The organism is Mycobacterium persicum (assembly GCF_002086675.1).
GTDB classification, from domain to species: Bacteria; Actinomycetota; Actinomycetes; order Mycobacteriales; family Mycobacteriaceae; genus Mycobacterium; species Mycobacterium persicum.
In genome coordinates this window covers 1-22,411 of record NZ_MVIF01000094.1, presented here as the reverse complement: position 1 = coordinate 22,411, position 22,411 = coordinate 1, and the positions used below count along the sequence as shown (strand labels likewise).

The following is a 22,411-nucleotide window of genomic DNA, read 5'->3' as shown; positions in this document are numbered from 1 at the left end:
CGCCCACGGTCAGAAGGTCCAGGCCGCCGGCAGCAACATGGCGCAGACCGACAGCGCCGTCGGCTCCAGCTGGGCCTGAGTCCCCGTACCGCACCGGCCCCACAACGGGCAGTGCCAGCCTGACGACGTTTTGGAACTCACGTATCGGCAATCACGTCTCTATAGCCCGGGGAACGTCGTCGGGCGTTCGGGGCAACGCATAGAGCGCCATCCGGCGATTGGCCATGTCGTGTTCGCCGAGAAATACACATCCCGCGCTCTCACAGAACCTGCGCGCCATCTTGTTTCGGTAGTCCGGATCGAACATGACTCGCCGACAACGCGGTTCGGTGTTGAGCACACTGGCCACCAAATGCGGCAACACGAATTGGGCAATTCCCTTGTTGGTAATCTCCGGGTCGGCCATGCCGGCGTGTATGCCGAGGTCATAGGGCGCCCACTCGTACCGGGTAGCGATGGAATCCTTGGCAGCCCAATAGAGTTCGACGTAGGCGTGGTCTTGTCCGTCAATGCTGCCGATCATCGGTCGCGAATAGCTGCCGTCGAGCTGGGCGCGCAGGTAGCGCTGCCACCGCGACACCGGCCACACGTACTCCCATGCTTCGGCCAGGTGGGGCCGGCGCATCCATTCGGCGATCATGCCGGCGTCGGTATCGGGATCGGCCAGCCGGAATGCGTATGGTTCGGGCACTTCGGGTTGGGCAGGTGGCGGCGGTATGTTGCGGACCTCGTCGGGTAGGTCCGTCAGTTCCCGCGGCAGGATCACGTCGGCTTCACTCATGTCGTCTCGGGTTTCGGTTGTCGTAGCTGTCGCGATCGGGGAATCGTAGTCGCGGCGCCGGCGGGCCTGGCTAACCAGACCGCCTCGAATTCACGGCCTCACGCAGGCTTTTGGGCCGCATGTCGGTCCAGTGTTCCTCGACGTATTGCAGGCAATCTGCCCGGCTGGCTTCGCCGTACACCTTGCGCCAGCCGGCCGGGATCTCGGCGAACGTGGGCCACAGGCTGTGCTGCTCCTCGTCGTTGACCAGCACGACGAAGGTGCCGGTCTCGTCATCGAAGGGATTGGTGCTCATCAGTTCTCCTACTAGAAGGGTCGGTTTGGGGTAGCTCGGCGCCCAGCACCCGGTCGGAAAGCAGGCCCAGGCAGCTGAGGTTGGGAAATCCGGGCCCCTGGTTCAGGCCGGCCAGTCCGGGCAGAAACAGCTTCGGCGTGACGCTATTGACGGCGAGGTCGTAGCCGATCGACTCCTGCAAACGCTCGCTACTCAGCGGCCCGCCGAGCCCGAGCTCGAGCAGGTCGAGCGCATCCTGGTTCAGCAGCGTGGTAAACCACAGCGCGTCAACCCCAGAGCCGTCGATGACCAGGTCGAAACCGTGGACGGTTTCGAAGTTTTCGGTACCCCGGTCGGTGCTCAGGGTGAGCCGGATCTGTTGGTCGCGATCGACCGCGTGCGCAACCCGGCCGCGCAGGTGCCGGATCCGGTCGTCGGCCATCAGCGCATCCTGCACGCTCGACGAGAACACGCCACGGTCGGTGCGTGCGATCGCATCACGTCGTTCCGGCAGAGTCAGGGCAGACCAGTCGGACGGGTCGGAGAACAGCGAGTTCTCGAAGAAGCCTTCGCCCCGGGTGAACAGCGTGACCTGCGGTGAGATGACGGTGATCGTCGAAATCGGGTGCCGGAACAGCTCATGGAGCATGGCCGCGGCCGTCTCGCCGCCGCCGATCATCGCGACTCGCTCGGCGCTGATCCGGTCGTGCTGGGCGGCGCGATGCCAGAACTGCGCGATGGAGAGCACCCGCGGATTGCCCGGCAGCAGCGTCCGTTCGGCTTGGCCGGGCCCGGTGATCATCAACCCGTCGGCGTGCACGGTGCGCTCGGCGGTGCGCAGCGCCCAGCGCCGGCCGTCGAGGGCGATTCGTTCGACCTCGCCGTAGACCACCGCCATGTCGATTCGCTCGGCGACCCAGCGCAGATACTGGCCCCATCGGCCGTGGATCGGCGCCGGGCGGCCACGATCGATCCATTGGGCGAATTGACCGGTGGCGATGAGATACGCCTGCCAGCTGTAGCGCGTCATCCGCTCGTCGAGCTCGGCGTTGCGGCGCGGCACCAGCGACGAGCGGTACGGGAAGCCGACGTCTTTTTCCGGGCTGGTGCCCAAGCTTTGGGCCCCGTCGGTCCAGCCGCCGCCGGCCTGCCAGTTGGCGGCCACCCTGGTGCGTTCGACGGCGACAACGTCAGGTGTGTCGACACCCATGGCGCGCAACACCGACGCCTTGGCGGCGACGGCCACCGCCTTGGCCCCGGCGCCGACGACAGCTAGCGTAGTCATGTCACGGTCTCCTTGAGAGATTCATTCCAAAGATCCTGCAGCGCAGCCAGATCCGACTCGCTGAGGATATCGGGCAGGGCACGCCACTGGGTCAACAAGATTTGCTGGTCGCCGGAGCCCAGCACGGTGGCCATGATGACCAGTTCGTGACGCAGCGCCACGTTCGGTTCGGGCAGCGGCGGCAGTCCGCCCAGCAGCTCGCGGTCCAGGCGCACGCTGGCGCCGGCGTCACCGACGTCGGTGCGGCCCAGGTAGTTCAGCAGTAGCTGCGGCCCCGGAACACAGTTGAGCGCAGCCGCGGTATCGGCGCGCAGGTAGCGCAGCAGACCGTAATCGATTCCGGCGCCGGGGACAGCCGCCAATTGCTCGGTCACGCGATGCGGGTCGGTGGAATACACTCGCAGCGGATAGATCGCGCTGAGCAGGCCCACGGTGTCGGTGGTATCGATCATGCCGTCGGTGTCGTCGACCAGAGCGTCGGCGCGGCCGTGGGTTTCCAGGGCCAGCAGTGGCGCCGGCGTCGGCTGACCCCGCCGTTGCCGCCACCGGGTCACCGTCCGCGCCGCCGCCGCGACCAGCAGGTCGAACATCGGCACACCCGAATCCAGCAGTCGACCGGTGATGTCGGTGTCGGTCACTGCGGCGCGGATCAGCAGGCCGGCGGCCCGATCACGGTCGGCCTGTACCCGTCGGGCGCCCAGATCCGGGTCCTCACCCTGGAGCTGGGAAAGCCAAAACGGCATGGTGTCAAGAGTTTCGGCGCGCCGCAGGAGCGCTTGGGCCCACCGCCGGTAGCTGGTGTGCTCGGGAACGGGCGCGGGTGAGTGGCCGCCGGCCAGCGCATGCAACGCGGCGTCGAGTTCACCGACCACCACCCGCCACGACGCCGGGTCCATCGCCAGCACATGCGCGGCCAGAAGCAGCACCCCCGGACCGGTCGGCGGCCGCAGCCACCTGGCGGCCAGCAGCGAACCACGTTCGGGATCAAGGCTTTCCAGAGCCGTCTCGGCGTGTCCGGTGACCGCCGCCTGCAGATCGCCGGACACCGCTGCCTCGTCGAAGAAGTCACCGACCGGGGTGGGCACCAGGGTCATGTTGGTGCGGTCCAGGCGGGTGTGCAGCACTTCGTGGCTGTCGACGATGGCGGTCAGCGCCGCCCGCAGTTGTTCGGCGGTGATCTCCTCGGGCAGCCGGATGGCTTCGACCTGTCCCATCCGCCGCGGCTCGCCGTATTCATAGACCCACATCGCGTTGGGCAGCAACGGGATCGGTTCGTTGCTGTGCTCGGTGTCGCGGGCCGCGCCGGTGGCTTCGGCGTCGATCGCGGCGGCGAGTTCGCGAATGTTGTTGCACTCCAGGATGAGCCGGGCGCGTAGCGGAATGCCGCGGCGGCGCGCCGCCTGGACCACCGAAAGCGCCACGATGCTGTCCAGTCCCAATTTCAGGAAATCTGCGGTCACGTCGACCTCGGAGATCTGCAACATCTCCGAAAGCAACCCGGCCAGTGCGGATTCCGTGGCGGTTTCGGGTGCCGACCCGACGGGACCGGCATCGACGTCGGGCAGCGCGGCCTCGTCCAGCTTGCCGTTGGCGGTCAGCGGGATCTTGTCGACGACGACGATGCGCTGCGGCACCATGTAGCGCGGCAGCCGCTCACCGAGCATGGTCCGCAACTCGGCTTCGGTGGGCTCCGAGCCGTTCGCGGTCGCGGCGCAGGCCGTCAACCGAGCGCCCCCCTGGTGTTCGCGGACCACGACATGGGCGTGACGTACCCCCGGGTGCGCCTGCAGCGCCGCGGCGATCTCGCCGGGTTCCACCCGATAGCCGCGGATCTTCACCTGCTCGTCGGCGCGGCCCAGATAGGCCAGCGAGTCGTCGGGCTGGCGGCGCACCACGTCGCCGGTGCGATACATCCGCTCCCCGGACCCGAAGGGGTCGGCGATGAATCGATGTGACGTCTCACCGGGGCGTCCGAGATAGCCGCGCGCCAATTGTGCTCCTGCCACATACAATTCACCGGCCGCACCGCGGGGCACCTGGCGCAGCGCGGAGTCCAGCACGTAGGCGCGGCTCTGCCGGGTCGGGCGCCCGATCGACGGCGCGGCGTGCTCGGTGATGTCGGCGACCACTGCCTCGACGGTGGTTTCGGTGGGGCCGTAGCAGTTGTAGGCCGCCATCCCGCTGCGCGCGCATGCGTCGCGGATCATCTTCCAGGTCGGCGGGGCGACGGCTTCGCCGCCCAGCGCGAGCACCGTCAACGGCACGCTGGTGAGCAAACCGAAGGCTCGCAGCTGGGCGAACATCGACGGGGTGGTGTCGATCATGTCGATGCGGTGCTCGGCGATCGCCTGCACCAGCGACTCGGCGTCGCGCTGGGTGCGTTCGTCGACGACGTGCACGCTGTGGCCGTCGAGCAGGGCGACCAGCGGCTGCCAGGCGGCGTCGAACGCGAACGACCAGGCGTGCGCGATCCGCAGCCGTCGCCGCAGCCGGGCGGCGGCGGGCCGCAGCACGGTGTCGATGTGGTCGTCGGCATAGGCGCCCAGCGCGGCGTGGGTTCCGATGACGCCCTTGGGTTCTCCGGTGGTCCCGGAGGTGAAGACCAGGTAGCCGGCTTGGCGGGGGTCGACGTCGACGGGACGGAAATCGTCGGCCTGGCCGGACGCTGCGGAGGCTGTCACCATGTCCTCGTCAATGACGATGGTGGCACCGGTTTGGCGCAGGATCGATTCCACCCGCTCCGGCGGCGTCCCCGGTTCCAGCGGCACGCACACCGCACCGGATTTGAGCACCGCGAGCAGCGCGACGACATACTGCGGGCCGCGGGAAAGGCGCACCGCCACGGGCGATTCCGGCTCGACCCCGCGACCGATCAGTACCGCGGCGAGCCGGTTGGCCGTCGCGTCCAGCTCGCCGTAGGACATGGACCCGCAAGCCCAGATCAGCGCCTCCTGGTCGGGACCGGCCCGCGCAACCGCGGCGAAGCGGGTGTGAAAGCCTGCTGCCGGGCGGACCGGCGCTGTGCCGGCGGCGCGCAGCGGCCGGCTCTCTTCGTCGAACAGCACGCTGACCTCGCGCAGCGGGTGCTCCCAGCTCGACAGCAGCCGCTCGGCGGCGGCCAGCACCCGCCGGCCGAGCGTCTCACCGGTGGTATCGCCCAGCGCGCCGTGCAGCACCTCGACGAACATGACCAGCTGCCCGTCGTCCAGGTGGGCGGCCAGCGCGACCGGGAAATGCGTCACGCTCTCCAGCCCGGCCGGCCGGAATGTCACGCCGCCCGCGGTCAACTCACCACCGTCGGCCAGTCCCGAGGTGGGGAAGTTCTCATAGACCAGCAGCGTGTCGAACATCTCGCCGACGCCGCCGATCGCCCGCAGTTGCGCATGGCTGAGATAGCTGTGGTCCCGCAGCGTCGCCGCATTCCGTTGCAGCGCAACGCATTGCGCGCCGACTTCGGCGTTGGCGTCGAGCCGCACCCGCAGCGGCACGGTGTTGATGAACAACCCGATCATGGTTTCGACGCCGGACAGTTCGGCGGGCCGGCCCGAGACCGTGACGCCGAACACCACGTCGTCGCGGTCGGTCAGCCGTGACAACACCAGCGCCCAGGCCATCTGCATCAGGGTGTTCACGGTGATTCCGCGGGAGCGGGCACCGTCGTTCAACCGCGCGGTGGTCTGCCGGTCGGTGCGCAACTCGGTGCGCCGGGGCAATCCGGTCCGGGGCGCTTCGGTGGCCATCGACGCCGCCAGCAGTGTGGGGCCGGGTAACCCGGCAAGGTGCTCGCGCCATACCCGCTCGCTGGCCGAGCGGTCCCGCCCGGCCAGCCATCCGATGTAATCGCGGTACGGCCGCGGCTTGACCGGCAGCGCTTCCAGGTCACCGCCCGCCCCGTACAGCGCGATCATCTCCGCTGCGAACACCGGCAGCGACCACCCGTCGATCACGATGTGATGCGCGGTGATCACCAAATGCCAACGGGCATAAGGCAATTCGATCAGCAGGAACCGGATCGCCGGTGTCTTTTCGAAGTCGAACGGCCGAGACCGTTCCGCGGCCGCAAGTTTTTCGATATCCGCGGGCTCGGCGGCAACCTGGCGCCAGGGCAGCTCGACCCGCGACGGCACGATCTGCACGGGCCGGGGAATATCGCGGCTGACGAAGCTGGCTCGCAGGTTGGGGTGGCGCATCAGCATTTTCGCCGCACAGTCCTGGAGCAGCTCGACATCGAGCGGACCGGCGATATCGGCGGCGATCCCGACCAGGTACGGGTCGTCGACCGCAGACCCGTCGCCGGTGTCGGCCAGCCCGGAAAGCACGGTCAGCGAATACAGCCCTTCCTGCAAAGGGCTCAGCGCCATCACATCCTCGATGCCTGAGGGCGCACCGGTTTCGGTGGCGGTCATTGGTTACTCCACGATTGCGTGACCGCCGCCAGCTGTTCGGCGGACAATCCGGATGTGCTCATCGGCTCGTGGTGGGTATCGGCGGCGGCAGCGCCGTCGCCGTCAACGGCGCCACCGGATGCCGCATGCGATTCCACCGCTGCCGCCAACTGCTGCACGGTCGGGTTCTCGAACACCATCCGAGGACTGACCGGCAGACCGGCCGCCCGCGCCCGCGCCGCCAGCTGCACCGACAGGATGCTGTCTCCGCCGAGGGTGAAAAAGTCGTCGAAGCGCCCGATTTCGGTGATCGGCAGCAGGTCGACGAAGACCTCGGCCAGCGCCCGCTCGGTGTCGGTGCTCGGCGGCTCGCGGTGTCCGGTGGTGCTCACCGACGGCCGCGGCAGGCCGGGACGGTTCAGCTTGCCCGACTCGGTCTTGGGCATCTCGTCGAGCACGGTGATCGACGACGGCATCATGTAGCCCGGCAGCACCGCGGCGACTTCGGCCCGAACCGCCGATGCGAACGCGGATTTCGCCTCCTCGCCGGCGGTGGGGCGATGCGGCACCACATAGCCGGCCAAGGTGGTGCTGCCGTCGACGTCCCAGGTGCGCGCCGCCGCCACGGCCACCCCGTCGGCGGCCTTCAAGGCGGCTTCCACCTCGCCGAGTTCGACGCGGAAACCGCGCACCTTGACCTGATGGTCGGTGCGGCCGACGAACTCGAGTCGACCGTCAGCGGTCCAGCGGGCCCGGTCACCGCTGCGGTAGAACCGCGCACCGGGCCCGGTGGCGTACGGGTTGGCCACGAACCGCGCTGCCGTCAGGCCGGGCCGTTTCCAGTACCCGCGCACCAATTGCCCGCCGGCGTAATACAATTCGCCGACCACGCCGGGCGGCACCGGGTTCAGGCCGTCGTCGAGAAGATACACCTGCGCGTCGGGCATCGGGGTGCCCAGCAGCGGCACCGGCGGGGTCATCGGTCCGCGGACCAGCGCGCCGGACGTTTCGGTGGCGCCGAAGTTGTTCAGCAGCTGCGGGCCCGAAGCCGAACCGTCGGAGCCGTAGTGGGCCAGCAGCCGCTCCTGCAGTGACGCGGTCAGCGGCTCGGCGCCACACACCAGCCGGTACAGCGAGCCCAATGCTTCGGGCCACGCGTCGACGATGGTCGAGACCAGGCTGGGCACCGCGGTGACCTGGGCCACCGAATGGCGCTGGATCAGCGACGCCAGCGCCTCGGGATCGCGGTGCTCGGCGTCGTCGGCCAGGATCGTTGTGGCCCCAGCGGCCAGACCGCCCAAGGTTTCCATGCAGCCCTCGAGGAAGGTCCACGACGCCTGCGCCAGCCGGATATCCCGGTCGGGCACCGGGTAATTCCACAGCTGCCAGTTCAGCCGGGTGGTCATCGCCCGGTGGGTGCCCAAGACACCCTTGGGCGTGCCCGTCGACCCCGAGGTGAACACCAGATACATCGGGTCGTCGGGATGCGCGGCGGGTAACGGAGCTGCCGACGGCTCGCAGTCCAGAGCCTCCCGCACCGCCGGGTCGTCGAGCGAAATAAACGTCACTTCAGGCGATTCCGGCATGGTGTCCAGCGCCTCGGACGTCGCGACCACCACCTGTGGTGCCACGTCGTCGAGCATCAGCTGTTTGCGTGCCAGCGGATAACCGGGATCCAGCGGGAAGAAGCCGGCGCCGGCTTTCATGATGCCGACCAGCGCGACAACCATGTCGATGCCGCGTCGTGTCGACAGGCCCACCAGCGATCCGGGCCCCACGCCCCGCTCGGCGAGCAGGTGCGCGAAGTTGTCCGAACGACGATGCAGCGCAGGGTAGTCGAGCTGCTCGTCGCCGCAGCGCAGCGCGATGCGATCGGTGCCCCATCGGCGGCTGGGCTCGAGCAGCTCGGCGATGGTGCGCGGACACTCGGCCGGCGGCTCGGGGCCGCGGCTCCACTGGGTGAGAATATGCTGTCGCTGCTCGGCGTCGAGCAATTGCACGTCGCGCAGCCGCCGATCGACGTCGCCGCCAAATGCGTCGATGACCTGCGTCAGCCATCCGACCAGCCGCTCGATCGTACTGCGGTGATACAACTCGGTGCGGTAGAGGATGTTGCCTTGGTATGCGGCTCCGTCAGCATCGGAAGTGGCGAAGAAGTTGACGCTCAAGTCGGCGTGGGCGATGTCGAATGTCGGCTCCAGCGCGGTAAATACGGTGTCGCCGGCCGCGCTGGTGTCGATCACCCGTTCGCCGGGCAGGTGATCGCGGACGTGCACGACGGTCTGGAACAGCGGATTTCGCGACAGCGTGCGCACCGGGCTTACGGCGTCTACGACCCGATCGAATGGCAGGTCTTGGTGGGCGTAGGCGGCCAGCGCCGTTTCGCGGGCCCGGGTCAGTACCTCGCGCAGCGACGGGTTGCCGTCCAAGTTGTTGCGCAGCACCAGGATGTTGATGAAAAAGCCGATCAGTTGGTCGAGTTCGGGCTCGGTACGTGCCGCGATCGGTGTGCCCAGCGGAATGTCGACGCCGGCGCCGGCTTTGTGCAGCACCACGGCGACCGCCGATTGCAGCAGCATGAATTCGGTGACACCCAGCCCCCGGCACAGCTCGGCGAGCTTGCCGCGGGTCTGCGCGCCGATGCTGAACTCGACGGAGTCGCCGGCCCCGCTGGGCACCGCCGGACGCGGAAGGTCGGGCCGCAGCCCGGTGTCCTCGGGTATGCCCTCCAGCTGGCGCACCCAGTAGTCGCGTTGCGCCCGGGCGAGGCTGGAGTGTTCGTCTGGCTCCGACAACAACTCGCCCTGCCAGGCCGCGTAATCGGCGTATTGCAGCGGCAGTGGCGCCCAGGACGGCTGTTGCCGGGCGTGGCGAGCGCGGTAGGCGGTGAGCAGGTCGGCGAAGAGCACCCCACCCGACCAGTGGTCGATCGCGATGTGGTGCACCACCAGCGACACCACGTGCTCGTCACGGGTGTGCAGCACCGCGGCGCGGATCGGCCATTCGCGGTCCAGCTGGAAACTGTAGTGGCGCTCGCTGTCCAGCTGCTGCCGCAACCACTGTTCACCCTGCCCGGAGGCCTGCCGCACCGGCAGTTCAGTAGCCGATTGGACCACTTGATATGGCACACCGTCGATTTCGGTGTAGGTGGTGCGCAGGATCTCGTGCCGCCGGACCACGTCGCCGACGGCGGCGACCAGCGCGTCGACATCGCAGGGCCCGCTCAGCCGGGCGGCGAAGGGGATGTTGTTGACCTCGCTGGGTCCCTCAATCTGGTAGGCGAACCAGGTTCGCAGCTGGGCGGCCGACAGCGGCAGCGGACCCTCGTGTGAGGTCTTGACCAGCTTGGGCCGCTTGAAAGTGACCGCACCCGACTGCAACTGGTCGACCCGTTCGGCCAGCCGCCCCACCGTCACCAGCTCGAAGACGTCGCGGATGCCGAGTTCGGCGCCGCATTCGGAACGGATCGCGGCGACCAGCTTGGTGGCCACCAGCGAGTGCCCGCCGAGGTCGAAGAACGAGTCGTCCACACCGACCCGGTCGTGGCCCAGCAACTGGGTGAACAAGCCGGCGACAGTGCGCTCGGACGCCGTGGTGGGTTCGCGGTATTTGGCGGCCGAAGCGATTTCGGGCTGCGGCAGCGCGTCCCGGTCGATCTTGCCGTGCGTCGTGATCGGAATTTCGTCGAGGACGACATAGGCGGCGGGGGTCATGTAGTCCGGCAGCGCGGCGGCCACCCGGGCCCGGATGCGGTCCACGTCGACGGTTTCGGTGCCGCCGTCGGAACCGGTGACGTAGCCGACCAGGCTCTTGCCCAGCCCCGGCAGATCGGTGGCGATCACGACCGCCTGCCCGACGCTGGGGTCGACCGAGATGGCCGCGGCGATCTCGCCGAGTTCGATGCGGAAGCCGCGGATCTTCACCTGCTCGTCGGCTCGGCCGACGAATTCGATGTCGCCGTCGGCGTTTCGGCGCGCCAGGTCCCCGGACCGGTACAGCCGGCCGCCGGGGGTGAATGGGTCGGCGACGAAGCGTTCGGCGGTCAGCGCCGGACGGCGGTGGTAACCGTGCGCCATATGCGTTCCGCCGATGTAGATTTCGCCAATCACCCCGACCGGGACGGGCTGCAGCGCATCGTCGAGCAGGTACACCTGGGTGTTGATCTTGGGCCGGCCGATCGGGACGATCCGGGTGCCCTGGGTGCCTTCGACCTGATAGCTGGTGGCGTTGATGACGGTCTCGGTCGGTCCGTAAAAGTTGTACAACAGCGCGTCGAAGGTGGCGTGGAACTTGTCGGCGACCTCACCCGGCAGCGGCTCGCCGCCAATCGGCACCCGGCGCAGGGTGCGCCACTGGTTGACGCCGGGCAGCGACAGGAACAGGCCCAGCAGCGACGGCACGAAGTGCATCGAGGTGATGCCCTCGCGGTAGAGCAGATCGGTCAGATAACCGATGTCGCGCAATCCGTCCGGCCGCGGAATCACCAGCCGCCCGCCACAGATTAGCAGCCCGAAGATCTCCGCGATGGACACGTCGAACCCGGGTGAGGCCACCTGCAGCAGCCGGTCGGTCTCGTCGACCTGGTACTCGTCGCCGAACCAGACGAAGTATTCGGTGACCGGGGCGTGCGGCACCGGCACCCCCTTGGGCAGCCCGGTCGATCCGGAGGTGTAGATCAGGTAGGCGGTGTTGTCGGGCCGCAGCGGCCGGACCAGTTCGTCGGGCGCCGGGTCGGCCGGCGGATACCCGGCCAGGTCGGTAACCGGTTCGCGCAGTACGAGTTTGGCCTCGGCGTCGTCGAGGATGTAGGACAGCCGGTCCTGCGGATAGGTCGGGTCGACCGGCAGGTACACGGCACCGGCTTTGAGGACGCCCAAGGCGGTGATGACCAGCTCTGGGGACTTGTCCAGCAGCACGGCGACCCGGTCCTCGGTGCCGATACCCTGGTTGATCAGCCAGTGCGCCAACCGGTTTGCTTCCTCGTTGAGCTCGCGGTAGCTGTATCGACGGCCCTCGTAGACGACGGCGACGGCGTCGGGCGAGGACGCGGCGCGTTCGGCCACCAACGCCGGCATGGTGGTGGCTGTCGTCGAGAAGTGTTCGCCGGTGGCGACTTTGCGTAACCACTCGGCCTCGGCCGCGCCGAACAGCGAGAGCCGATTCAGCTCGGTGTCGGGGTCGGCCAGCGCGCTGTCGAGCAGGATGGCGTAATGCTCGAGCAGCTGAGCGGCCAGCGGCGGGTCGAGCACCTCGACGAGATACTCGGCCTCCACCAGCGCCCCGGATTCGGACAATTCCACCGTGAAACTCAACGGCAACTGGCTGAACTGGCCTTGCAGGTCGCCACGCTGACACTGCACGCCGGGCGGGCAGAAGCCGCCGCCGTCGGATTCGCGGAGGCCGAAGCTCACCCGGGTCATCCGGTCGGCGCCGTGGCGGCGGTCGGGGTTGGACTCGCGCACCAGCCAGTCGAGGTTGACATGCTGGTGGGCGAAGGCCCCGGTGGTGATGTCGCGGGTGTGCGCCAGTAGGTCGCGGAATGTTTGCCGGGATTGCGGTTGGGAGCGCACCACGACGGTGTTGCCGTAATAGCCGATAGCATTCTCGGCCCCGCTGCTGCGGTCGGTCACCGGTGCCGCGATCAGGAAATCCGTGGCATGGGTGTAGCGGTGGATCAGCGCGGCGAATGCGGCCAGCATCACCATGTATGGGCTGGCGCCGGACTCGCCGGCCAGCGCCGTGACCCGGTCGAGGGTGTCCGCGGACAGGTGCGCTGACACCCGTTGCGCTCGCCAGGTGCTGGGCACCGCCGATCCGTTGGCGCCCGGAAGTTCCAGCGGTTCGGGCAGATCCGACATCAATGATCGCCAATAGGCGAGATCTTCGTCGAGGGTGTCGGCGGCAGCGGCCGATACCGGCGGCGCCGCGGCGTCGAGGCCGCCGGGGTCGGAATAGGCACGGGTCAAATCCGTGAAGAACGGGCCCCACGATCCGTCGTCCCAGGCGATGTGATGGGCGGTGATCAACAGCATCAGCTCATCGGCGCCCAGCCGGACCGAGGTGACCCGCAGCGGGGAGTCGGCGGTCAGCTCGAAAGGACAACGAAACTCCCGTTGCGCCAGCACTTCCAGCCGCAACTGCCGGGCTTGCTCGGCCAGCCCGGAAAGGTCGTGTTGCGCCCAGCCGGGCCGTAGGTCGGTGTGTACCACCGGGCGCGGATCTCCGTCGTCGTCGGCGCGATACGTGGTGCGCAGCACCGGGTGCCGAACCGCCACGGCGTCCAGCGCCCGGTGCAACCGCTCAACGTCGACGGTTCCCGTCAGCCGGTAGGACGCGCAGACGTTGAGCAGTGAGCTGCTCGGATCGATCGACTGCACAAACCACAGCCGGCGCTGGCCGTCGGACAGCGCGGGGCCAGTGTCCTGCGGTGAGTCCTGGGAAGGCGACGCGGACCAGGCCAAGTCGGGCTCGGCCAGCCCACGGCGCAACGACGTCAAGTCTTGGTGGGTGTCAGTCACGCGAGGATCTCAACCTTTCTCGTCTTACGGGATTCGCGGTAGACCCGGGCTCCGCCGTTGGCTCCGGGCTCGCGGCTGGGCCGTCCGCGCTGGGGTCCGACTGCAGAATCGCGATCAGCTCGGCGCCGGTGATACCGCCGAGAAGTCGGGCCGCGGGCACCGATTTGCCGGTCCATCGGCGCAACCGGTCACGCAGGTCCAGCGCCAGCATCGAGTCCGCGCCGAGGTCGACCAGCGCCACGTTCAGGTCGACCGCCGCTGGACCATCGAGACTGAATGCCGCTGCGATCTCGGCGCGTACCAGCTCACTGATCGGTCGCTGGTCCGGACGCTGGCCGTCGGCCGCCGAGTCGTCGTCGCCTTCGGTGGTTGCCGTCGCGAACGGCATTGCGGCGCCCTGGCTTTCGAAGAACACCCGAAGGCGGTCGAAGTCGGCGGCCAGAATCAGCGGGTCGCCCTGACGGCACCCGAGACTGGTCGTGACCGCCGTGTCGGGGTCCATGGCGATCAAGCCGGACCGCTCGATGCGGGCGACGTCGTCGGCGGCGGCGATCGTGGTGCCCTGCCACAAGCCCCACCGCACCGACATGCAGTTCAGTCCGTTGCCGCGCAACTGGGCGGCCACGGTGTCGAGCATCCGGTTGGATGCCGCATAGCCGGCGTGCCCGTAGCCGCCCCACACTCCGGATACCGAGGAACACAGCAGGATCCGCGCATCCGGCCGCAGCGGCCATGCGTCGGTCATTCGGACCAGCCCGGTTACCTTGGCGGAGAACACATCTGCCCACTCGTGGTCGCCGAGTTGGTCATGGGGGGCGAAGCGGGCTGCGCCGGCGGCGTGGATCAGCAGCGACGCGCCGTCGCCGGCGTACTCGCCGGCCACCGCCGCCAGCGCGTCGGGGTCGGTGATATCGCAAGCCGGGGCGAGCACCTGCGCCGGGTATCCCGCGGTCAACCGGTCCAGCTCGGCCTGGTCGACGCCGTTGCGGCTCAACAGCGTGACCCGCCGAGCGCCGTGTTCGACGCAGTGCCTGGCGTACCGCAGGCCGATGGTGCCGTTGCCGCCGGTGATCACCACATGGTCCAGCGCCGCGGTGGCGACGCCTTCGGCCGCGGATTCGGCGGATTCGCGCAGCGTCCGCGTGAAGCAATCGAGCCCGGTGCCGGAATAGTGGGCGCGCACCGCGACTTCGATGTGATCGTCTAGCAGCACATCGATGCACCGGCGAGCGGTCGCCTCGTCGATATCCCGGCTCGGCACGTCGAGGTGGGCGAATGTCTGGTCGGGGAACTCGAAACCGACGCTGCGGTGCATCGCGGCCAGCGCGGCCTGCGCCGGCAAAGCCGCCGGTGCGCTGGCGTCCACCTGTTCACCGCAGATGGTAACCAGCCATACCCGTCGACAGCGCGCCCCGACCGCCCGGTGATAGTCGAGTTGCTGGGCGCCACCGCGGAGTTGGCCGGCCGCGGCGATCGCGTCCGGCTGCATCAGCGCCGGTGCGATGATCACCGCGATCTCCGCCTCGTCGGTTCCCGTCAGGTCGCACGCGGGATGCGCCGCGACCGCCTCTGTCAGCCGCCGCGCCACCGGATCGTCGGCGGAGTCGGGCGTCACGATCGCGACGGCGGTGGCCGGCCGATCAGCCGCGTCATGTTGACTCTGGTCGCTCGCCGGCAATTTCTCCCACCGCTCATGGGCGACCACCAGAGCCGACCCGGGTGCCGGCGGCAACGGCTCGGGGGTGGCCCACAGATGGATGGCTCGCATCGGCGCGGTCGGGAAACCCCGCAGCAGCGGCTGGTCGCCGACGCCCGCGACGTCGCGCCAACGGTAACCGGGATTGGCCAGCGCGGCGGCGGCGATATTGGCGGACAAGTGGTCCACGACGGGTCCGTCACGGCGGCCGGAAACCACGATCAGGGCGTCTTCGGCCAGTTCGGCGAGTGCGTAACGCAGCGACGGATGCGCCGACATTTCCACGAACGTGCCCGCGCCGCGTTGCCGAGCCGTTGCCGCGGCCTGATCGAATCTGACTGTGTTGCGCAGGTTTTGGTACCAGTAGTCGGTGAAGTCGGTGTGTGGCGTGACGACGTCGCCGCGAGCCGAGCTGACGAACTCCACCGGTGCGTCCAAGAACTCCGATGCGGGCAGCAGTTCGCGCAACGTGTCGCGCAGCGATTCCAGCTTGCTGGTGTGCCCCGGATAGTCGACGGTCAGCTCGCGAGCGAAAATGCCGTCCTCTTCGGCTCGTCCCACGATGGCGGCCACCGCGTCGCGGTCCCCGGAAACGACACTCGACGACGGCCCGTTGACTGCCGAAAGTTCCAGCCAGCCAGGCGTTTCGGTGATCAATCGCGTGGCCTGGTCGGCGCCCATGCTGAGGACCGCCATGCCGTAGCGGCCCGACAGCCGGCCGACCACCGGGGCTCGGGCGGCCACGACCGCGACCGCGTCCGCCAGCGTGATGGTGCCGGCCACGTAGGCGGCAGCCGCCTCTCCCAGGCTGTGCCCAATCGTGAGGTCGGGCAGCACTCCGCAGGATCGCCACACCTGCGCCAAACTGGCGGCGTGGGTGAATTGTGCTCCCTGGATGTCGATCTGCGACCAGCCGTGGTCCGTGTCGGCTGCCGAGCCGGCTGGCGGCTCGCCCACTAGATAGGGCAGCGGCGACGGCAAACCCGCGGCGACGAACGCGTGCGCGCAGCGGTCCGCCTCCGCCCGGTACGCCGGAAGGTGCTGGTACGCCTCGGCTCCCATCGAGGCCCATTGATTGCCCTGGCCCGGGAACGCAAACGCGGTCCGGGTCTTGGCGTTCTCCGAGGACCGGGCGACCAGCGGATGCTGTTCACCAGCGGCCAGTGCGCGCAGCCCGGCCTCGAGTTCGGTGCGGTCAGCGGCCCGCACGACCGCGCGGTGGCGGCGCACCCGCCGGGTGCGCAGCAGCGTGGCCGCCACCGCCGGGGTCACGTCGCCGGTTCCGGGTTGCCTCCCGAGGTGCTCGAGGTAGTCGAGGATGGCCGCGGCGTCCTGACCGATCAGCTCCTCTTCATGTGCGCTGAGCAGTACCGGCACGCGGTTATCGGGAAATCGGTGCGTCGTCATCATGCGGCCTGTGCCGTCGGGGCCATCGAGACGATGAGATGGGCGTTGGTGCCGCTGATGCCGAAGGCGGAGACGGCGCCGATCCGTTGCCCGTTCACGGCCGGCCACGGGGTGAGTTCCTGCGCTAGTCGCAAACCCTGTCCGTCCCAATCGATTTCCCGACTCGCCTCGGCGGCGTGCAGGGTGGGTGGAACAGCGCCATGCTCGGCGGCGACCAGCACCTTGGCCAGCCCGAGCGCGCCGCCGGCGGCCTGCGCGTGGCCGAAGTTGGACTTCACCGACCCCAACAGGGCGCCGCGACCCGGTTCGGTGTTGCCGTAGGTTTCGGTCAGCGCCTGCAATTCGGTGCGATCACCGAGCCTGGTGCCGGTCCCGTGCCCCTCGATCATTCCGATCTGCTCGGGCCCGAGCCCTGCTTGGGCCATCGCCCGCAGAAACAGGCGGCTCTGGGCCGCACTCGACGGGGCCGCGAGCCCCGCGCTGCGACCGTCCTGGTTGAGCGCGCTGGCGCGGACCTCGGCAACGATTCGCCTGCCGTTGCGCAGCGCGGCCGACTTCCGTTGCAGGACAAACACTGCCGCACCCTCGGCCCAGATGGTGCCGCTGGCCTGGGCGCTGTAGGGCCGGCAGTGGCCATCGTCGGACAGGGCGTGCTGCTTGGAGAACTCGACGAAGAAGCCCGGAGAGCCCATCACGGTGACCCCGCCGGCCAGGGCCATGTCGCAGTCACCGGCCCGCAATGCCTGCACCGCAACATGAAGTGCTGCCAGCGCAGACGAGCATGAGGAGTCGATCGTCAACGCCGGGCCGGCCAGCCCCAACAGGTAGGAGATCCGGCCGGAGATCACGCCGGATGCGGTCCCGGTGAGCAGGCGTCCGCTGTGGCCGGAGAACTCCGCCATGTCGGGTCCGTAACCAGTGAGATAGGCGCCGACGTAGCAGCCGACGTCGTGTCCGGCCAGGTCGTCGGGGTTGATGCCGCTGCCTTCCAGGGCGCGCCAGGCGACTCGCAGGGCGACCCGCTGCTGCGGGTCCATCGAGATGGCCTCGCGCAGCGAAATGCCGAAGAACGCCGGGTCGAAGGTCGCCGCCCCGGTCAAAAAACCGCCGCAATTATGGATCCTCTTGAATCCCTCGCGGCAGGACCCGGTCAGCAGATCGCGAATTGGCCAGCCCCGGTCGGTGGGCAGCGGGCACAACCCCTCCCGTCGTTGCGACAGGAAGTCCCAATAGCCCTCCGCGGTGTCGACACCGCCGGGTGCTTCGATCGCCATGCCGACGATGACGATCGGATCTGGGTCGACGACGGTGCCCGGCTGGTGGTCAGACATCCCAGACATCTCAGAAGCCTCAGACATCCCAGTGTGCCCCGTCTCCGCGCGCGGCCAGCGATCGGTGCACGGCGGGTCTAGCGCCGCCGCACCCAATTGGGCCCCGTCCGGCCGAGCCATGGGCTCGTCCATACCCACGCCGGTACCGGCCAAACGCCGGGGCGCCAAGACGCATTGCCTTCGCCACCTCCCCCCAGGATCAACTCCACATGTTCAGCTTTGGCCGGCCGGCAGATCGGCTGGCGACGCAACATCGGCGAGCCGTCAAGGCGGCCGACGTGGCGAAATCAGCGAAAATCGCTGCGCAGTCTGCACATACGCAGACCGTTGCGACCTGCATACCCGCCGCCGCCAGAGGGTAAACACGCAGCTGAGAGGGCGCCGCGCAGTATTTGGACGACCCGATGAACGGTCGTTCACCGCCGCGACGGCCGGACGTGCGCACCATCGCGGCGCGCATCCTGGTCATGACTTTCGCCGACACCCGAGCCGACACCGGGCCGACGCTGAGATGGTCTGTCGCAGCCGATCATCAGAGCCCACTATTTCGTTACCCCCGTCATAGTTTTGACTGCGTCTGCGCAGGGAATCGCAGTGGATGTGTTCGAGGGGCTCGGCGGGCAGCACCTGGCGCGGACTGGGTCCGGGGCGGTGCTGTTGGTCGCACTGGCTGCCTTCAAAGGCGTCGAAGCCGATGACGCCGATGGCCCGCGACGAATCCAGCCCGGGCCGCCGCGGCGCTCGACCCCGCGCGTGACGGCGCCGTCGCGAGGCGAACGCGACGCCCGCAAACACACCAGAGCGCACCGACAACCAGGAGGACCCGGTCGAGAAGAGCCGGCCGCCACGAAGCGATGCCCCCACACGGCACCACTGACTCACTGACGATCGATGAAAGGACTGACATGTCAACCACATTCGCGCCCTGGATCAAGCGCGTGCCGGGGCCGGAACGACAACCTCACCGCGGCGCTATCGTGGTATTTCCGCACGCCGGAGCGGCGGCCGCCAGCTATCGGAAACTGGCAGCGGCCCTGGCCGCCGGTGGCGACACGTTCATCGTTCAGTACCCGCAGCGGGCCGAGCGGCTGAACCATCCGGCGCCCAGAGATATCCACGACCTGGCCCGCGGGCTGTTCCAGGCGGGACCCTGGCACCGCGCCGCGCCGCTGCGGCTATTCGGGCACAGCATGGGCGCGGTGGTCGCTTTCGAGTTCGCGCGGATCGCCGAACAGCGCGGCATCGCGGTGCGCAAGCTGTGGGTGTCGGCCGGCCCGGTGCCGTCCGCGGTCGCCGATTTGCCCGAGCTGCCGACCAGTGACACCGAACTGCTGGCCGATCTTGCCAACATGGGTGGTACCGACCCGCGGTTGTTGGCCGACGAGGAGTTCGCCGCGCTGCTGACCAATGCGGCGCGATGCGACTACGAGGCGCTCAACCGGTACGACTGCAGCAACGGCGTGCGCATTCGCGCCGATATCCACGTCATCGGCGGCCGCCATGACAACCGCGTCGATGCCGGGTCGCTGCACCGGTGGGCCAACCACACCGACGGCAAATTCACGTTGTCGTTTTTCGACGGCGGGCACTTCTATATCAACGAGCACACCAACACCGTCGCCAACCGCGTCGTGACCAATGTCTGATGCCGGGTTCGCCGGATCCCGGTGGCCATCGCCGGCAAGGAAGTCAGGCCGGCGCGCGGCGCCGGCATTGACCCGTTGACACGGGTGTTTGCCCGGCGACGCAACGTGCAATCGATCGGAGGCTGACTAGTGCCAGTCCAGATACGGCCGGCGCGCGCGCTGCAGACGCTGCGGAAAGGTAATGCACCCATCGGCGAAGTGCCGCCGGACAATCAGCTGTCGTCCATGGACCAAGCCATGTTTGCGCTACTGCGCGCCATGGATCGGGCCGCGGTCGTCCAGTGCGCGTGGGTATACGAACATCCCGTCAACGTCGAGGCACTCAAACGCTTCCACCACAACCTCGGCCATGGATTGCTGGGGCGGCGCATCGAGCGTTCACCACTGCCGTTCGCCCGCGATCGATGGGTCCGCGACCGGGGTCCGGCGGAGATGGACGTGGCCGAGCATCCGCGTCCGCGCGGTGAACTCAGCGACTGGATCGACGAGCGAGCCCAGAAACCGATCGATCCGGAGCGGGGGCCCGCCTGGCACCTAGGCGTCCTTCCGCTGATGGACGGCTCGACCGCGGTCAGTCTGGTGGCGTCGCACTGCTTGATCGACGGGCTGGGGATAGGCCTCGCGGTCGCCGAGGCGGCCATTGGCAAGACGCGCAACCTCGGCTATCCGCCGCCGCATTCCCGCACCCGGCTGCGGGCGCTGGCCCAGGACGCCCGCCAAACCGTGCGCGGCGCGCCCGAGGTTGGCCGGGCCCTTGCCGGCGCGGCGAGAGCGGCCCGTCGCCGCCGCCAAGAGCAGCCGCCCGCGTCGACACCGTCGCGGCCCGTCGCCGCCGGGAGCGGCTACGGCGACGAACGTGTCGTGGTGCCGGCTATCGCCATCCACGTCGATCTGGATCAGTGGGATGAGCGCGCCAACGCCCTAGGCGGGACCAGTCACCATCTGGCCGCCGGCTTGGCGGCCAAGCTCGGCGAGCGGATGGGGCGCCGGCGTGCCGGTGACGGCACGGTCACCCTGCAGGTGCCGCTCAGCGACCGCGCCGAAGACGACGCCCGGGCCAATACGCTGTCGTTTGTGAGCGTGAGTGTCGACCCGAGCCGGGTGACAACCGACTTGTCGCAGACCCGCGCGGCCATCAAGCGGGTGTTCAACACCTTGCGCGAAGCCCCGGAAGTGGCCTCGCCGATGCTTCCGCTTACCCCGCTGGTGCCCTACGTCCCGAAGCGGGCGCTCAAACGGCTGGCCGAAGCCGCGTTCGGCTACGACGACCTGCCCGTGGCGTGTTCGAGTCTCGGCGATCTGGCCGCCGTGGCGGCCTGCCCAGACGGAACCGAAGCCGAATACGCGTTCGGCGGTGGTGTGATCCAACGGGTCACGCGGGAGCATCTCGAGCGCCACGGCGAACTGTCGCTGGTGTTCGTGCGGATCAGCGGCAAGATGTGCATCACCGTCGTCGCCTACCAGGCCGATGAGGTTTGCTCGAAGGCCCAATTGCGAAAGCTGGCGGCACGCACCCTGGCCGAGTTCGACCTCAGCGGGGTGATCGAGTAACCGGGATCCGCTGTCGGCATAGCAAACTCATAAAGCTGTCAACTGTTTTAGACGTATTCCGCCGGGTATCCCTCGTTCATGACCTCAGAGCCTCCCGCCGCGCGGTCGCCCGTCTCGTATGGCCGACATGAGTGAACCGGTCGGGCCCGCCGGCCCGGCGATCACGACGGCCAAATTGCCGCCGGCGCCACCGCGGATAATCCCGAAGGGCTTGCAGGGCATGGCGTTCTTCGCGGCGCGGCGGTGGGCTACCGAGCAGCTCGCACGTCGCTACGGCGGTGCGTTTCGGCTCGATGTCCCGGTGTTCGGACGCCTGGTCGTCGTGGCCGACCCCAGGCTGGCCAAAAAGGTATTCACCAGCACGACAGACGAACTCGGCGCCATTCAGCCGAACTTGAGCAGGCTGTTGGGCCCGGGTTCGGTATTCGGGCTCGACGGCGACGAGCACCGCAGGCGCCGAAAGTTGCTGGCGCATCCCTTCCGCGCCAGCAACATGAGGAATTACGAGCGGATCGTCGAGCAGGAGACGCTGCGCGAAATCGCCGACTGGCCCGACGGCACCGCCTTCCCGACGCTGCCGGCGATGAAGCGCATCACCCTCAACGTGATCTTGCGCGCCGTGTTCGGCGCCGAAGGAGACGACTTCGACGAGCTGCGCCAAGTCATCGTGCCGTGGGCGAAGTGGGGTTCACGATTGTCGACGCTGCCCCTGCCGACCCGGACCTATGGTCGCTACACCCCGTGGGGCCGGCTGACGGAATGGCGGGGCAAGTACGACACGATCATCGACAGAATCATCGACAAGTCGCAATCGGGCGCCCAAGCGGGCTCGGAGTCGCAGGACCGTGGCGACATTCTCTCGCTGCTGCTGCGCAGCGCATACGACGACGGTTCACCCATGTCGCGAGAGGACGTCCGCGATGATCTGCTCACGCTTCTGGTCGCCGGCCACGAGACCACCGCAACCACCTTGGCCTGGGTGTTCGAGCGGCTGACCCGCCAGCCCGAGGTGTTGTCGGCGCTCGTCGAGGAGGCCGACACCGACGACAACGAGTTGCGCCATGCGGCGATTTACGAGGTCCAGCGCACCAGGTCGGTGATCGACTTCTCCGGTCGTCGGGTGCGGGCACCGTCGTTCGAGTTGGGGGAGTACGTCATTCCCGAGGGCTATTCCATCGTCGTCAGCATTTCACGGTGCCACGCCGATGCTGCCACGTTCCCCGATCCCGATCGCTTTGATCCCCAACGCTACATCGAGGGGAAACCGTCGCCGTTTGCCTGGGTTCCCTTCGGGGGCGGAACCCGGCGGTGTGCGGGGGCTGCGTTCGCCAAGATGGAAATGGACGTGGTGCTGCGAACCATCTTGCGCCACTTGATCATCGAAACCACCACGGCACCGCCGGAGAAGATTCGGGCGGGTGGACTCGGCTTCCTGCCGAAAGACGGCGGGCGGGTGGTCGTGCACCACATCAGGCGCTGAACGGTCGCCCGTGCGGCCCGCCCGGGCCGGTGTGGGCGACGGGTCGATCAATGGGGT

General features: G+C 68.4%; 10 protein-coding genes and 1 pseudogene. 4 read left to right on the top strand and 7 right to left on the bottom strand.

Features of this window, described 5'->3' with window-relative positions; all coding sequences use genetic code 11:
- Nucleotides 1-79: pseudogene (esxL, locus tag BST40_RS22365) on the top strand (type VII secretion system ESX-5 protein EsxL); the annotation flags it as partial.
- A gap of 72 nt (nucleotides 80-151) precedes the next feature.
- Here the strand turns inward: esxL and BST40_RS22360 are convergent.
- From BST40_RS22360 to BST40_RS22330, 7 genes are all read right to left on the bottom strand, one after another.
- A complete protein-coding gene (locus tag BST40_RS22360) occupies nucleotides 152-781 on the bottom strand; it encodes a GNAT family N-acetyltransferase (protein ID WP_075545595.1) in 630 nt (209 codons plus the stop codon).
- 70 nt (nucleotides 782-851) lie between these two features.
- A complete protein-coding gene (locus BST40_RS22355; RefSeq protein ID WP_075545594.1) occupies nucleotides 852-1,076 on the bottom strand; it encodes an MbtH family protein in 225 nt (74 codons plus the stop codon).
- A complete protein-coding gene (mbtG, locus tag BST40_RS22350; protein WP_075545593.1) occupies nucleotides 1,054-2,340 on the bottom strand; it encodes an NADPH-dependent L-lysine N(6)-monooxygenase MbtG in 1,287 nt (428 codons plus the stop codon). Before mbtG ends, BST40_RS22355 begins: the two co-directional genes overlap by 23 nt.
- Nucleotides 2,337-6,746: a non-ribosomal peptide synthetase gene (locus BST40_RS22345; protein WP_083155629.1), complete on the bottom strand. Its 4,410-nt coding sequence runs from the start codon at nucleotides 6,744-6,746 to the stop codon at nucleotides 2,337-2,339. The genes mbtG and BST40_RS22345 overlap by 4 nt, the downstream gene beginning before the upstream one ends.
- Entirely contained in the window at nucleotides 6,743-13,243 is a 6,501-nt protein-coding gene (locus tag BST40_RS22340; protein WP_083155628.1) for a non-ribosomal peptide synthetase, read from the bottom strand. Before BST40_RS22340 ends, BST40_RS22345 begins: the two co-directional genes overlap by 4 nt.
- On the bottom strand, nucleotides 13,236-16,346 hold the full coding sequence (gene mbtD / locus BST40_RS22335) for a mycobactin polyketide synthase MbtD (protein ID WP_083155627.1): 3,111 nt from the start codon (nucleotides 16,344-16,346) through the stop codon (nucleotides 13,236-13,238). The genes BST40_RS22340 and mbtD overlap by 8 nt, the downstream gene beginning before the upstream one ends.
- On the bottom strand, nucleotides 16,346-17,677 hold the full coding sequence (locus BST40_RS22330; RefSeq protein ID WP_371686071.1) for a beta-ketoacyl [acyl carrier protein] synthase domain-containing protein: 1,332 nt from the start codon (nucleotides 17,675-17,677) through the stop codon (nucleotides 16,346-16,348). Before BST40_RS22330 ends, mbtD begins: the two co-directional genes overlap by 1 nt.
- Before the next feature lie 905 nt (nucleotides 17,678-18,582).
- Here BST40_RS22330 and BST40_RS22325 point away from each other — a divergent pair.
- From BST40_RS22325 to BST40_RS22315, 3 genes are all read left to right on the top strand, one after another.
- The gene (locus tag BST40_RS22325; RefSeq protein WP_176216212.1) at nucleotides 18,583-19,323 is read left to right on the top strand and encodes a thioesterase II family protein; all 741 of its coding nucleotides are present in this window, start codon (nucleotides 18,583-18,585) and stop codon (nucleotides 19,321-19,323) included.
- Between the two features lie 129 nt (nucleotides 19,324-19,452).
- Nucleotides 19,453-20,874: a wax ester/triacylglycerol synthase domain-containing protein gene (locus BST40_RS22320; RefSeq protein WP_075545589.1), complete on the top strand. Its 1,422-nt coding sequence runs from the start codon at nucleotides 19,453-19,455 to the stop codon at nucleotides 20,872-20,874.
- Between the two features lie 127 nt (nucleotides 20,875-21,001).
- Nucleotides 21,002-22,354, top strand: coding sequence for a cytochrome P450 (locus tag BST40_RS22315; RefSeq protein WP_075545605.1), 1,353 nt, complete (start codon nucleotides 21,002-21,004; stop codon nucleotides 22,352-22,354).
- Nucleotides 22,355-22,411: the final 57 nt, after the last annotated feature.